Annotated in this window: 11 protein-coding genes; 4 read left to right on the top strand and 7 right to left on the bottom strand. The window is 56.8% G+C overall.

Going from position 1 to position 14,028, the window contains the following annotated elements; genetic code table 11:
• The first annotated feature begins 72 nt into the window (after nucleotides 1-72).
• Both FGZ14_RS05895 and FGZ14_RS05890 read left to right on the top strand, forming a co-directional pair.
• Nucleotides 73-939 carry a helix-turn-helix transcriptional regulator gene (locus tag FGZ14_RS05895; RefSeq protein WP_139922162.1) on the top strand — a complete coding sequence of 289 codons (867 nt, stop codon included), beginning with the start codon at nucleotides 73-75 and terminating at the stop codon, nucleotides 937-939.
• A 217-nt stretch (nucleotides 940-1,156) separates the two neighbouring features.
• Entirely contained in the window at nucleotides 1,157-2,125 is a 969-nt protein-coding gene (locus FGZ14_RS05890) for an alpha/beta fold hydrolase (RefSeq protein WP_139922160.1), read from the top strand.
• Between the two features lie 62 nt (nucleotides 2,126-2,187).
• On the opposite strand, the gene FGZ14_RS05885 is transcribed toward FGZ14_RS05890, so the two are convergent.
• From FGZ14_RS05885 to FGZ14_RS05875, 3 genes are all read right to left on the bottom strand, one after another.
• Complete coding sequence (locus tag FGZ14_RS05885; protein ID WP_139922157.1) at nucleotides 2,188-3,594, bottom strand: APC family permease; 1,407 nt, start codon at nucleotides 3,592-3,594, stop codon at nucleotides 2,188-2,190.
• A gap of 109 nt (nucleotides 3,595-3,703) precedes the next feature.
• A complete protein-coding gene (locus tag FGZ14_RS05880; protein WP_139922155.1) occupies nucleotides 3,704-4,159 on the bottom strand; it encodes a DUF1572 family protein in 456 nt (151 codons plus the stop codon).
• Between the two features lie 192 nt (nucleotides 4,160-4,351).
• Nucleotides 4,352-6,061, bottom strand: coding sequence for a penicillin-binding protein 2 (locus FGZ14_RS05875; protein ID WP_180754508.1), 1,710 nt, complete (start codon nucleotides 6,059-6,061; stop codon nucleotides 4,352-4,354).
• Between the two features lie 798 nt (nucleotides 6,062-6,859).
• Between FGZ14_RS05875 and FGZ14_RS05870 the strand changes: the two genes are divergently transcribed.
• Together FGZ14_RS05870 and FGZ14_RS05865 are read left to right on the top strand one after the other, a co-directional pair.
• Nucleotides 6,860-7,339, top strand: a complete 480-nt coding sequence (locus FGZ14_RS05870; protein WP_139922151.1) for a ferritin-like domain-containing protein — start codon at nucleotides 6,860-6,862, stop codon at nucleotides 7,337-7,339.
• A 49-nt stretch (nucleotides 7,340-7,388) separates the two neighbouring features.
• Nucleotides 7,389-7,703 (top strand): hypothetical protein, encoded by a 315-nt coding sequence (locus tag FGZ14_RS05865; RefSeq protein ID WP_139922149.1) that lies wholly within the window; start codon nucleotides 7,389-7,391, stop codon nucleotides 7,701-7,703.
• Between the two features lie 220 nt (nucleotides 7,704-7,923).
• On the opposite strand, the gene FGZ14_RS05860 is transcribed toward FGZ14_RS05865, so the two are convergent.
• The 4 genes from FGZ14_RS05860 to FGZ14_RS05845 form a co-directional block, all read right to left on the bottom strand.
• Nucleotides 7,924-8,928, bottom strand: a complete 1,005-nt coding sequence (locus FGZ14_RS05860; protein ID WP_139922147.1) for a hypothetical protein — start codon at nucleotides 8,926-8,928, stop codon at nucleotides 7,924-7,926.
• 76 nt (nucleotides 8,929-9,004) lie between these two features.
• On the bottom strand, nucleotides 9,005-12,481 hold the full coding sequence (locus tag FGZ14_RS05855; protein ID WP_139922145.1) for a methylmalonyl-CoA mutase family protein: 3,477 nt from the start codon (nucleotides 12,479-12,481) through the stop codon (nucleotides 9,005-9,007).
• Nucleotides 12,482-12,614: 133 nt separating this feature from the next.
• On the bottom strand, nucleotides 12,615-13,487 hold the full coding sequence (locus tag FGZ14_RS05850) for a carboxypeptidase-like regulatory domain-containing protein (RefSeq protein WP_139922143.1): 873 nt from the start codon (nucleotides 13,485-13,487) through the stop codon (nucleotides 12,615-12,617).
• A gap of 88 nt (nucleotides 13,488-13,575) precedes the next feature.
• The gene (locus tag FGZ14_RS05845; RefSeq protein WP_139922141.1) at nucleotides 13,576-14,028 is read right to left on the bottom strand and encodes a hypothetical protein; all 453 of its coding nucleotides are present in this window, start codon (nucleotides 14,026-14,028) and stop codon (nucleotides 13,576-13,578) included.

Genomic DNA, 14,028 nt, shown 5'->3' with positions numbered 1-14,028 from the left:
AACAAAGAGTCGGACCTTGGCAAAGCGAACATATAGCTGCCTCAACAGTTATCTGCTACCTAGGTTACATCAATGAACTACTCCACCTATACCTCCGAGCTGTATGCTGTCCCAGCCGTGCAAACCAGCGCGGCACAGGCCTGGCCGGGGGTGCGGGTGGAGCGTTACGAATTGGCTGCTGGAGGAGTGCCAGCGCATTTTCACGGGCAGCACCTGCTACTTATTCATCAGGCGGCACAGGCCGTACACTCGCATCGCCCGCAGGGAAACGGGGTACAGGAAGGCCTGTTTCGGTGCGGCGATACAGGCCTGTACCCGGCCGGTGAGTACGGACCATCTGCCTGGGATGGGCCCGCTGACGTTATTCATGTGCACATAGACCCTGACTGGCTGGAAAGCCGCGCCCGCCAAAGTCTGGATCTGGCGCATTTCAGGTTGCATGAGCGGTTTCGGTTTGAGGATGCACTGCTGGCCCACCTAGGGCGGCAACTGCTGACTGCAGCCGGGAAGGAGCACCCGTTGGGGCAGCTGTACGTGGAGTCGCTTGTGAACACGCTGGGCTACCATCTCATCGAGTACCATGCCTCTTATGAGCGGCGCATTGCGGGCACCGGGGCCCGCTTATCGGCGGCGGTGCTGGCCCGCATCGACGCGTATCTGAAGGCCTACGCGGAGCAGACCGTCACGCTGGCCGCGCTGGCCAGCCTCGCCAATCTGAGCGTCTTTCACTTCGCGCGTCGCTTCAAGCTGACTACGGGCAGTTCGCCCTACCAATATGTGCTTGACTGGAAGATCAAGCGGGCCCGTCACCTGCTACGTACCGGCGACCTACCCATTGCTGCCATCAGCGACGCGCTCGGCTTTGCATCGCCGGCTCACTTTTCGTCGGCCTTCAAACGAGCCGTAGGCCAGGGGCCACGTGAGTTTCAGCGCGGCTAGGCCAAGTCTGGAAGGAGCTTTGGTAAGAGTTGCTTAAGTGGAGAGGCCAGAGTAGCTACTACGGGGCAACCCGGATTCCTCGCTCCGCTCAGGATAACAACAGCAAGAATGTGTAAGAAGTAAGCAGGAATCGGGCAGAGTGCCGGAGGTAATGGGAGGAGCTTTGCAACATGCAAACCGGCAGTTACCATCTGCCCCAACCTTCACTTCTTTCTTTATGAAAACGCCCCACCCAACAGCCAGCCCCGCCGCCCCCACAGTAGCCCCAGATAGCTACTCCGATGCCGAGCTGGTGAAAAAGCTGCCTGGCTTCACCAATCATTACGTCACCGTCAATGGCATCCAAGTCCACTATGTGGAAGGGGGTAGCGGCGAGCCGCTGATTTGCCTGCCGGGCTGGCCGCAAACCTGGTGGTCGTTTCATCCGGTGGCGGCCCAGCTGGCCGAGCACTACCGCGTCATCATGCTGGATATTCGCGGCATGGGCACCTCCGACAAGCCCGCCACGGGCTATGACAAAAAGACCATGGGCCAGGACGTGTATGCCCTGACCCAGCAGCTAGGCCTCTCGAAAGTGGCGTTGATGGGGCACGACATCGGTGGGATGGTGGCCCTGAGCTTTGCCTTTAACTACCCTGAGGCCACGGACAAGGTGATTTTGCTGGACGGCAGCCACCCCACCGAAGGCATGCGCTACATGACGATGCTACCCGCTCCCGGCACCTTCGAGGCCAAGATGAACGGCGACAACCCCTATATGTGGTGGATGGCGTTCAACCAGATCAAGGAGCTGCCCGAGCAGTTGCTGGCCGGCCGCTTCCGCTATCTGCTCGACTGGCTCTTTGGGTACGTAATGATTGACGATAGCCACATGTCGGAATTTGACCGGGAGGTGTATGCCGCCGCCTACAACCACCCCGACAGCATCCGGGCTGCCACTGGCTGGTACCAGGCCTTTAACCAGGATATTGCCGATGCCAACTCGTACCCCCGCCTGACCATGCCCGTGCTGGGCATTGCGAGCTACGTGGCCTACAACCACATGAGCATGGGCCTGCCCCACGTAGCCGAGAACGTAGAAGTAATCGGGCTGCCCGACAGTGGCCACTACATGTTTGAGGAGAAGCCTGCCCGGGTGCTCGATGTGGTATTGCCCTTCCTGCAGGCTAAGCCTGCCCAGCGGTAGCATGAGTGGCCTACGGGGACGCGGGGTTAACAACAGCTTGCGTCCTCGTAGGCCACGACCAGCTAATCACGGGCTTGCTGCCGCCGGAAGAACACGAAAAACGGTAGCCCTGTCAGAATGAGGCCTAGGCCTAGCAGCGACTGAGTAGGTTGGGTAATGAGCGTGTGGCCCGTGAAAGTGAGAGCAAACAGGATGAGCACGCTTTGCACAAAAGGGTAGCCCGGCACCGGACCGGGAATACGCCCCTGGTGCTTCATCTTCACAACGGCTACGGCCAGCAAACCATAAAACAGGAAAGTGGCGAAAATAACCAGATCGGTCAGGCGCTCGAAAGTGCCCGAGACAATCAGCAGGCTGCTCCACGTAAAGGTGTAGGCCAGGGCACGGGAAGGAGTGCGGAAGCGCGGGTGTACCGTCGCGGCCGACTGGAAGAAATACCCCTCCTGGGCCATGCGGAAATGCACGCGGGTGTGCGAGAGCAGCACCGAGTTGAGCGTGCCGAATACGCTCACCAGAATCAGGACCGTGACGCCCGTTTTGCCCCACTGGCTTAGCAAGCCCTCCGCTACTACGGCTGCCCCGATTTCATTCGGGCCAACGGCTGCCAGCTGGCCTAGGGGTAGGGTGCGCAGGTACACGTAGTTAATCAGCACGTACAGCACAATGGCTATGCTCACCCCACCCACGATGGCGCGGGGCACATTGCGTCGCGGGTTCTTGATTTCGCCCGTGACGAAGGAAAGGTCCACCCAGCCGTCGTAAGCCCAGAATACGCTGAGCAAGGCGCCAAAAAAAGCACTGCCCAGCGACACTTCCCGCACAGGCCCTACCGCTGCTGCGGTGCTGCCCGAATCCGGTGAAGCCAGAAACAGGCCCGCTAGAATGAGCAGCAGAATCCCCGTGATTTTGGCTGCTGTAAATACGTTGCTCAGCCTTCCGCTGTCACTCACGCCGCGGTAGTTTACCCAGGTAAGCGCCGCCGTGGTGCCAATAGCCAGCAGCTTGATGCCCGAGTCAGCAAATGGGTAAATCAGCCCGCCAATGGAGAGGTGCGCCCAAGCCTCGGCCGGGTTGGGCAGGGGTAGCAGGGCATTCACCGATTGAGCGAAGATGAAGGCCAGCGCCGCTACCGACGCCGACCCAATGATGGCAAAATCCGTCCATCCAAACAGAAACGAAGCAAAATTGCCAAACGACAGCCGCAGGTACTCATACACGCCCCCCGATTCTTCGGTGAGTGAGGCCATGCCCGATAGGTTCAGGGCTCCGCAGATGGTCACCAGGCCCGCCACCACCCAGGCGGCCAGAATCCACTCGGCGCTCAGGCCACTCTGCGCCAGCGGCACAATCTTCTTGAACACCCCGGACCCAATCACGATGCCTGCCACCAGCAGCGTCCCGCTCACTACCCCAAAGGCCCGAACCAGCGTTACGGGAGCGGCACCGGGTAGCTTTTCTGGATCTTTCATGGTTCAAGGTAAATGGGTTTGCTACTGAGCGGCGCAATGCTGGTTTGTCATATGGATAGCGAAGCAGGCCCCAAGTCTCAACTCCTACCTATGCGCGTAGCTAAACTGGCTACTGCTGCCCGGAGTCGAGTAAGCGCCGGTGGTAATTAATCTGGCCCAAGTGATAGGCCAGATGAGTGGCCAGATGCACCAGGAAATATTCGGTCGATGTCTTCTGGTCAAAAACCAGGAGGGGGTATTCCCGCGCCAACATGTCGGGGTTTACTTGCTTTAGTGATACATCTACTCTGCGGCTGGTGTCCTGTAGCATTTCCAGAAGCTCCAGCCGAGGAATATTTTTTAGCGAGAATTCTAATTCGCGGTGCCGGATATACGCTATACCACCAAGTTCAGCCCCGATATACGTATTCAGGTTCCCAATCAAATGCAGGCATAGGTTGCCGGCCGAATTAGCTATACCTTTTTCAACGTGCCAAATTATGTGCTCGTCGTTGTACAAGGTGAGTTCCTGCTTCACCCGGTTCAGGTCACGTTGGAACAGGTGGCGGAGAGTATCAATCAGCATATACAGTAGGTCATTTACTTGGACCAGCGCTTGGTTTTGCTTCGGGAGTCGCTTTAAAGGCTATATCTAGTTACCCATAGTGTCTCGCCAGCCTGTCCAACGGCTCGAATGAAGGTAGCTTAAACCTGCTCGGCTTCAGCTGCGGTTAGGCAACACGGCAGTAAGCAACCAACGAGTATATCCCAGTACCAGCTAGTAGCCATGCCGGGCCCGGCTCTGAATGCGGGCCTCCCAGCGTTTGCGCTTGGGCGCGATGTAGCCGCGCAGGTACTTCTCCATGACCAACGCGGCGCAGGGTGCAGCGGCATCAGCGCCAAAGCCCCCATTCTCAATATACACGGCTACGGCTATTTTGGGATTATCGGCCGGGGCAAAGCCGACGAAGGCGGCATGGTCGTCGCCTTCGTCGTTTTCCACGGTGCCGGTTTTGCCCGCCACCGTAATGCCTACATCAGCAAGACTGGAGGCATCGGCCGTGCCTCCCTTCTGCATCACAGCTACCATGCCCGGCACCAGGGCCGCAAAGTGGGCGCTGTCGATGAGGGTGTGGCGCTTCTGGGTAAAGCGCGGCAGTGGCCCACCTTCCCCGATGCTTCGTACCAAATGAGGGGGGTAGTACCAGCCGCGGTTAGCAACAATGGCGGCCATATTGGCCATCTGCAAGCCCGTCATATTGATTTCACCCTGCCCAATACTGAGGGAGTAGATGGAGCGGTACCGCCACCGGGTGGTGCCCCGGGCCTTGTCGTAATACTCGGGGGTAGGCAGAAAGCCCGGTGCCTCGCGCGGCATATCTACCCCCAGCACGGAGTCGAGGCCAAATGAGCGGACGTAGCGCCGCCACTGGGCCAGGTTGGCGTGGCGGGCAGCTACGGTGTCCTGCACCAGACTATCGGGCACGTAGTTGATGAGTTTCCCCATCACCTGGTAGAAGTAGGGGTTGCAGCTGTACTTCAACCCGGCGGTTAGGTTGCTGGGCGCCGGGTGGCGATGCACACAGCTGACGAGTTTCTGGTCGCAGCGGAAACCGGTAGCAGGGGTAATAGAACCTAGTTGCAACGCCACGGCGGCATTCACCAGCTTGAACACGGAGCCGGGCGGATTGGCGCGCATGGCCGGACGGTTAATCAGCGGCATGCCTTCCTGTTGCAGCAGCTTGGCGCGCACCGCAGCCAGATCGGGGGCGGTAATGGTAGCGGGCTTGTAGATGGGCGCCGACACGTAGGCCAGTATCTCACCGGTACGCGGGTCGAGGGCCACCAGGTACCCTTTACGGCGGCCCAGAAGTTGTTCGGCGTAAGCTTGGAGCTTTATATCAAGGGTCAGGTGCAGATCCTGGCCTTGCTGAAAGGTGGTATCGGGTGCCCAGCTGCCCTGCGTCTGGCCTTGCTCATCCACCAAGGGGTGTAGCGTGCCCCGGCGCCCGTTAAGAATGCCATTATAGTACCCCTCTATACCACTGTTGCGCAGTTGGTAGAAACGGCCCCGGCGGTAGCGCTGAGCTTGGTTATAGAAGGCCTCGGCCTCGGCTGCCATGTAGCCTAGCGCATGGGCGCCCACGCTGGTGGTGTAGGTGCGCTGGCGGCCTTCGGTTAAGGTGAGGGTAGGCCAGTCACGGCTTTTGCGGCGTACCCGCGCCGCTTCGGCCGCCGTGAGGCGCAACTGTACTGGGTAGCCCGCAGGAGCTTCCTCGTACGGCAGGGCATCGGCAATTCGTCTCCGGATGGTGGTAGGGCCCCAGCCCAGCAACTGGCCTAGGGCCAGCGTATCAAGCGGCGGTCGGCGCGGGAGTTTCAGGAGGTATTGCGGACGGGTGGCTACCAGTACCGAATCGTGGCGGTCCAGGATGCGGCCGCGCTGGGGCACCTCGGGCAGCACGATGCGCCGTTTGGTGTAAACCATGCTCGTATCGGGAGCCGGTGGCGGGATGTTAGTTTGCGGCTGTTGAAATGAGGAACAGGTGACCAGCACCAAAAACACGGTTAGTAAACTCATTCTTCAAATTGCAAACAGGTAAGGCCACGGGCATTCGGGGTTCTTTACGCAGTTGCCGAGTTCCTAGATGTGTTGCCCAAACCTTCAAGCGTGGGTTATCTGCTACCAATAAGTAGAGTGGCTTTACTGGCCTTTCTGTAGTTACTACTTTACCCAGAGCTCTGTCACAAGACCAAGCAAAACATACTTTGTTGACTTATAAGGGGTAGGCCCTCTACTCACGAGGAGTTACCTACAGGATATTGTCATTTTCAGCTTACTCAATTCGGTTTGATAGAGTGTAGTGATAAGGTAACCGATACTTAACACGTCTTTTCTGGCTCCTCAATGAGTGATAATAAAGTATTATTAAAGAACGATTTATGCGTGAAGGCCTATGGTTCTTATTTATAATATTCACGCTACGGAGTAGGTAATACACTATTGATTACCAGGCAAATACCTTGAGTTATAAAATTGAAGTATTCTGCTAGAAGCCAGGTAGCAACACCAATTGGATTTAGCGGATACGAAGCGCTACGCATCCTTCCTGGTAACAAGAGCCAAACAGATACTTTGCAGGTGTAAAATATTGATAATAAGAATGTAAGCCCAAACAAATGCGCGGTGTTTACTGATAGCAGCAGAGGCCAACCAAGTGAAATATGGGCCGTTGAAATGGCTGAGCATGTGATACTTGCTCTTGATCTATCAACTTTCTGAGCTATGAAAACCGACGACCTAAAACAACTCATCAAAGACGGCCTATCGGCCCAGCGGGCCGGCAGCCAGGTAGCAGCCCAGGCCACCGACGAAATCCTCAACGATGCTAAGCACCCCGAGCTGAAAGCCGCCCTGCAGGAAGGCAACGAAACCTCCAAGAAGTGGGCCCAACGTATTGAGGACGCCATTGCCGAAGTAGGCGGCGCCGAAAACCAGAACAACGAAATTCTGGAGGCCCACTACCGGGTGAGCAAGGAAATCCGGGCCAAAGCTACCTCCGATACCACGCGCGACCTGGGCATCATCGCCAGCGGCCAACTGGCCCTGCACTACTGGATTGCTTCCTTCGGCACGGTAGCCTCGTATGCCGCCTCCGCAGGCCTAACCCAAACCGAGCAAAACCTGAAAGCCTGCGTGCAGGAAGCCAAGCAAGCCGACGACAAGCACACCGACATCGCCCAGCGTATCCTCGCCGAGCAGTAAGCAGCTGCGGAAGCTGCGGCCCCTAGCCTTCGCGGCGGTAGTAGAGGCGGTGCTGGCCAGTGCCGCCCGCCCCGACGTGGTGCCCGAGCTGGCCAAGCAGGGCCTCACGGCCAAAGCCCTGCAGCCCCTGCGCGACGCGCTGGCCGCCTTCAAAACGGCTCAGCCCGCCACGCGCAAAACCATCAATGAGCGGGTGGTGGCCGGGGCCGCGCTGGAAGAGCTGGTGGATGCCCTGATGGACGAGGTGCGCCAGTTGGACGCCGACATGAAAGCCTTCAAGCTGCTGGACCGGAGCCTGTACGACGGCTACACCCAGGCCCGCAAGCTGGTAACGACGGGCGGGAGAGGAGGAGCAGCAGTGTAGGGGTTGGGTGAAATGAGAACCGGCCCGCTCGTGTGAGTGGGCCGGTTTTGTATTTGGGGGTGCTGTTACGATTTGATACGAATGCACCACGCCGTCCGAATTTCTCCAGGCGGCGCAGTTCCGGGTTTGCTGCGTTGCGATAGTGGAGGTACAACCTGCACTTTATGGCTGGTCACAAGTTACGGCTGCGCCTAAACTCGCGCTAGATGCCAGATAGAGATTAGTATTGTGCATTTAAAACAATCGAGTTCATCATCAACCTGAGTAAAGGATAAAACCTTACACTTAGTTGATCTAGATTCATGCTTGATGATTTTTGAGTAATCATACTTTGTGCTATATACATTTGATTTTTATAGATGAACATATATTGAATCATCCTGAATTTTATTTCTAGGTCAAGACGCTTCTCTATGTGACTAGACTCAACTGCCATTCCTGGTTGATTATCAATTATCATTCTCTTGTGTGATATAAAAACACCCCCTTCTGGAATCATTGATTTTGCATTACTGAGAGAGAAAGTTTCCAGTAGCTCTTTGTTTGATATCTTATATCCTTTGGGTAGTGGAAGGTCTTTAATCATTAACATCAAGGTGTAATTTCCATTGCCATTTTCACTTGTAAATTTCTGGATAATATTAGGCCTTTCAGCCTCTGATGCTTTCCAGCTCTTAGGTATCTTCATCTTCCAATCAGTCCCTTTTGATTTTATATGTCCCTTAGTGTTAAAATTGAATGTATATTTATCTGTAAATTCTTCTTCTATGTTGCTGTTATATTGATAAATTAATAGAGTTTCTATAATTGGGCTAGGTATGTTTCCTTTCGATCTATCAATCACCTCTTTGATGAAGTTATTAGAAATTTCTTCAGTTAGTAACTGCTTGCTTAATACTGAGTCCAGTTGGTGATTCAAGTTGTTCTCGTATGTATTGTATGATTCTGCCAAAATATTTTTTAAGGCGCTTTCTATTTTTTCTCTGGCATTGCCAAATTTTATTTTGAATTCGCCTTTTGCTTGTATTGCTTGCATTTGTAAGTTGGGATGTTCTCTGGATATTCTGTCTAATGAATAATCTTGTCCTAGTAAATAACCGTATGTTCTACTGACTTCAGATAACTGATTCTTGCTTGAAATATTTTGTGAGTTAGATTCTTTGGAAACAAATACACAGATTAAAAAGAATATTGATCTGATAATTGTGAGAGAGAAATGTTTCATTATGAAAATTGGTTTGTTAAAAAAAGGCGCTAATCCACTAAGATAGCGCCCTTTTTCATTCAAATAAATTGACAGCTTACATATTCCGGCGGTACTGCCCGCCAACCTCGAACAGTGCATTCGTAATCTGCCCGAGGGAGCAGAACTTCACGGTTTCCATTAGCTCCTCGAAGAGGTTGCCGTTGGCGACTGCTACTTGCTGCAGCTGCTTCAGGCGTTGCTCGGCGGTGCCTTCGTTGCGGGCATGCAGGTTCTGAAGCATCGTGATTTGATACTGCTTTTCCTCCTCCGTGGCGCGGATTACCTCGGCCGGGATGACCGTGGGCGAGCCTTTGGAGGAGAGGAAGGTGTTCACGCCGATGATGGGATACTCGCCCGTGTGCTTGAGCATCTCATAGTGCATACTTTCCTCCTGAATCTTGCCGCGCTGGTACATGGTTTCCATGGCACCCAGCACACCGCCGCGCTCCGTAATCCGGTCGAACTCGGCCAGTACGGCTTCTTCTACCAGATCGGTCAGCTCCTCGATAATGAAGGAGCCCTGCAGCGGGTTTTCGTTTTTGGCCAGGCCTAGCTCCCGGTTGATGATGAGCTGGATGGCCATGGCCCGGCGCACCGATTCCTCGGTGGGCGTGGTAATGGCCTCGTCGTAGGCGTTGGTGTGCAGGGAGTTGCAGTTGTCGTAGATGGCGTAGAGGGCCTGCAGCGTGGTGCGGATATCGTTGAAGTCGATTTCCTGGGCGTGCAGGCTCCGGCCGCTGGTCTGGATGTGGTACTTCAACATCTGCGAGCGGGCGTTGGCGCCGTACTTCAGCTTCATGGCCTTGGCCCAGATGCGGCGAGCTACCCGGCCAATCACGGCGTACTCGGGGTCGATGCCGTTGGAGAAGAAGAACGACAGGTTGGGCGCGAAGTCGTTCACGTCCATGCCCCGGCTCACGTAGTACTCCACGAAGGTGAAGCCGTTGCTGAGCGTGAGGGCCAGCTGGGTGATGGGGTTGGCGCCGGCCTCGGCAATGTGGTAGCCCGAAATCGACACGGAGTAGAAATTCCGCACCTTGTTCGTGATGAAGTACTGCTGCACGTCGCCCATGAGGCGCAGGCTGAACTCCGTTGAGAAGATACAGGTATTCTGAGCCTGGTCTTCCTTCAGGATGTCGGCCTGCACGGTGCCGCGCACTTGTGCCAGGGTACGAGTCTTGATGGTTTGGTACACATCGAGGGGTAGTACCTGGTCGCCGGTTACGCCGAGCAGCATCAGGCCCAGGCCGTCGTTGCCCTGGGGCAGCTCGCCCTGGTAGCGGGGGCGGGGCTGGCCTTTCTCCTGGTAGATGGCGTCAATCTTCCGGTTTACTTCCTCTTCCAGGCCGTTTTCCTTGATGTACAGCTCGCACTGCTGGTCGATGGCCGCGTTCATGAAGAAGGCAGCCAGGGTAGCGGCGGGGCCGTTGATGGTCATGGAAACCGACGTCATGGCATCGGCCAGGTTGAAGCCGGAGTATAGCTTCTTGGCGTCGTCGAGGCAGCAGATGCTCACGCCGGAGTTGCCGATTTTGCCGTAGATGTCGGGCCGGTGGTCGGGGTCCTCGCCGTAGAGGGTCACCGAGTCGAAGGCCGTACTCAGGCGCTTGGCCGGCAGCCCGGCCGATACGTAGTGGAAGCGGCGGTTAGTACGCTCGGGGCCGCCTTCCCCGGCAAACATGCGGGTGGGGTCTTCGCCTTCACGCTTGAAGGGGAACACGCCAGCGGTATAGGGGAACTCACCGGGTACGTTTTCCTGGAGCTGCCACTTCAGCAGGTCGCCCCAGGCGGTGTAGCGCGGCAGGCTCACCTTCGGAATCTGGAGGTGGGAGAGGCTTTCGGTGTGCGTTTTCAGGCGCAGCTCCTTGTCGCGCACCTTAAAGATGAACTCCGGGGCTTTATAGGCGGCTACCTTTTGCGGCCAGGTTTCCAGGAGTTTCCAGTTTTGGCCGTCCAGCCGGAGCTTGACCTCCTCGAAGGTGCTCTCCAGGCCGGCCACGAGCCCTCCTGGTTCGGATCCGTCGCGGCCGTTCCCGGCGCCATATCCTCCAGCGGCGTTGTTCCCGAGGCTTTCAACGGCTCCGATGGCTTGCCGGATTCCGTAGAGCTGCTGAGCGGTGTCAGCTTGTTTTTCAACCCACTGGTCATACTGATGGATGGTTTCGGTGATTTCAGAGAGATAGCGCGTGCGGTGGGGCGGAATGATGTACACCTTCTCCGACTGCTCGGCGCTGGTTTCAAGCTGGGAAGCAAACGTGACGCCCGTCTTGCCTTCTACGGTAGCCAGCACGGCGCGGTACAAGCGGTTCATGCCGGGGTCGTTGAACTGCGAGGCGATAGTGCCGAACACGGGCATCTCGTCCAGGGGCTTGTCCCAGAGCTGGTGGTTGCGCTGGTACTGCTTGCGCACGTCGCGCAGGGCGTCGAGGGCGCCGCGCTTGTCGAACTTATTGAGGGCAATAACGTCGGCGAAATCGAGCATGTCAATTTTCTCCAGCTGGGTAGCGGCGCCGTACTCAGGCGTCATCACGTAAAGGCTGGCGTCGGAGTGCTCAATGATTTCGGTGTCCGACTGCCCAATGCCCGAGGTTTCGAGGATGATGAGGTCGAAGCCCGCAGCTTTTACCACGTCCACAGCATCCTGCACGTACTTACTCAGAGCCAGGTTGCTCTGGCGCGTGGCCAGGCTGCGCATGTACACCCGCGGCGAGTTGATGGCGTTCATTCGGATACGGTCCCCGAGCAGGGCCCCGCCGGTTTTGCGCTTGCTCGGGTCCACGGAAATAATGGCAATGGTCTTCTCCGGGAAGTCGAGCAGGAAGCGGCGCACCAGCTCATCCACGAGCGAAGACTTACCCGCGCCGCCCGTGCCGGTGATGCCCAGGATGGGAGCCTTTGCCGTGTCAGAGGGGGTAGGGGTCAGGCGCTGATCCGCGTCGCCTTCTGCCTTCTGGAAGTCGGCAATCAGCTGGTCTTTCACCCGCTCAAACTCCTGGGGGAAGTTCTCGGCGGCCGAAATGAGGCGGCCGATGCTGCGGGCGTCTTTTTCTTTTACGTGCTTCACCTCGCCGTTGAGGTGCTGTCCGGTGGGGAAGTCCGACTGCTGCAGCAGGTCATTAATCATGCCCTGCAGGCCGAGGGCGCGGCCATCGTCGGGGGAGTAGATGCGGGTGATGCCGTAGCCCTGCAGCTCCTCGATTTCCGAAGGCAGAATCACGCCGCCGCCGCCACCGAAGATTTTGATGTGGCCGGCGCCGCGCTCCTTCAGCAGGTCAAACATGTACTTGAAGTACTCGTTGTGCCCGCCCTGGTAGGAGGTAATGGCAATAGCCTGGGCGTCTTCCTGAATGGCGCAGTCCACAATTTCCTGCACCGAGCGGTTGTGGCCCAGGTGAATGACTTCGGCGCCGCTGCTCTGGATGATGCGGCGCATGATATTAATGGCGGCGTCGTGCCCATCGAACAGGGCGGCGGCCGTCACGATACGGATGTGGTTCTGGGGCTTATACGGAGCTACGGGAGCTGCTTGCATAGCGCGAAGGGTTTGGGTGGATTTGGGGGTAGCGAAGGTACGAAAAAAGCCCCGGCGGGGTAGTGCGGGGCCAGTTCAGCGGTAAGGAGCAGCGCGTTGGCAGTGCAGTGCAGCAGCTAGCTCACCACTTACCTCACTCTCGCCAGCTCTGAACCCGCAGGTACATACTGGGTTGCATGGGGTAGGTAGTCCAGTTGGCCTGACTTTTATCCCGACCGAACACCCGGTGCAGCGGGGCAGGAAACACGGCCGGAATACCAAAAAACCAGCGTTTTGCGGTAGGAGTATCGTTGTCAAGCCACTGCAGGGCCAGGGCCACCGGCTGCTTCTTCTCCAGCTGTAAGTTATAGGAGCGCAAATCCACTGAAATCCAGCCGGTGCGTTGGTCGCGCACCACAAACTGCACGTCATCGGGCAGCAGAGGCGTAGCCGGCTTCCCATCAAGCACAGTGTAGAGCATCAGCCGGAACCGCACTGCCTGAAACGGATTACTTTCGATGTACACGTTGAAGCCATCCACATAGCAGCTGCGGGCGGGCCGGAGAAAGGTGCCGAATTCCCGGCCCCGCATGTCGCGGCGGGAACTGTCCAGGGTCATGCTGCTGACGCCCCAGCGGGCCAGGCCTATTTTGCCCGTGTGGCCCAATGTTTCCGGCCGGAGCTGCTGGTGGCGCACGGTCACTTCCCGCAACTCCTGGGGCCGGGGCCGCAGCCGAACCAGGGCCGGATGTTGCCGCAGCAGCGGCACTGACAGCTGAACCGGCCAGTAGCCCACGCAGGAAACAATGACGGTATCCTGAGCCGACAGTTCCGGCGAGTCGGGAAAACTAAAGCGCCCTTGCGCGTCGGTTACCGTTCCCAGGGGTTTATTGCGGACGCCTACGGAGGCAAACGGCACGGGTGTAGCCAGGGAATCGTGCAGCACGGAGCCGCGCAGAGTTTGGGCTTGTAGCCTGCAAAATGGAAGTAAGGTAAACACAACGCTCCACCAAAAAATCAAACGCATACATCTTGCCGAATAGGTTCAGGCAGGAGAGCAGCTAGAAGCGTAAAGCGTTGCAAACCGCAGGAAGTATGCCTTGGTGGGGTAGCCGTTATCGGAGAAACCGAATGGATTCAATGTGCTGTAGTATTCCGGTACGCACCTTCGCGTTGAGTTCGGTGAGTGAATATTTCCGAAGTGCGGCATTTACGGAATCCAGGGTCGAGGTTTTGTCCAGCTTGAGTGGAACTACAGTGGCTGTTTTCCTGCCATTAATGACCAGAATCGGGCCTTCGTGCGAGTAGTTGTCGAAGTGCCAGAGGCCCCGGAAGTGCTGATCCACCACAATAGGCCAGTAGTCATAGCGCTTCAAAAGCTGAGGGTTGTCGCGATACTCCGCCGGCAGCCTATTATTAGCAGCGCGCCGCAGAACCTCCACTTTAGCTGGTGTGAGCCGGAAGCGCCGCTGCCGCTGCGCGTCGGTAAATTCGGTGTCGCCTACCTGCCGAACAGGCTGACAGTTGATGGCTGATGCCAGGAAAAACAAGATGCCATAAATACGCAT

Origin of the sequence: Hymenobacter sp. DG01, from assembly GCF_006352025.1 — a bacterium.
Lineage (GTDB): Bacteria > Bacteroidota > Bacteroidia > Cytophagales > Hymenobacteraceae > Hymenobacter.
Note: the sequence above shows the minus strand (reverse complement) of the source record. Positions and strands in the feature narration are given on the sequence as shown.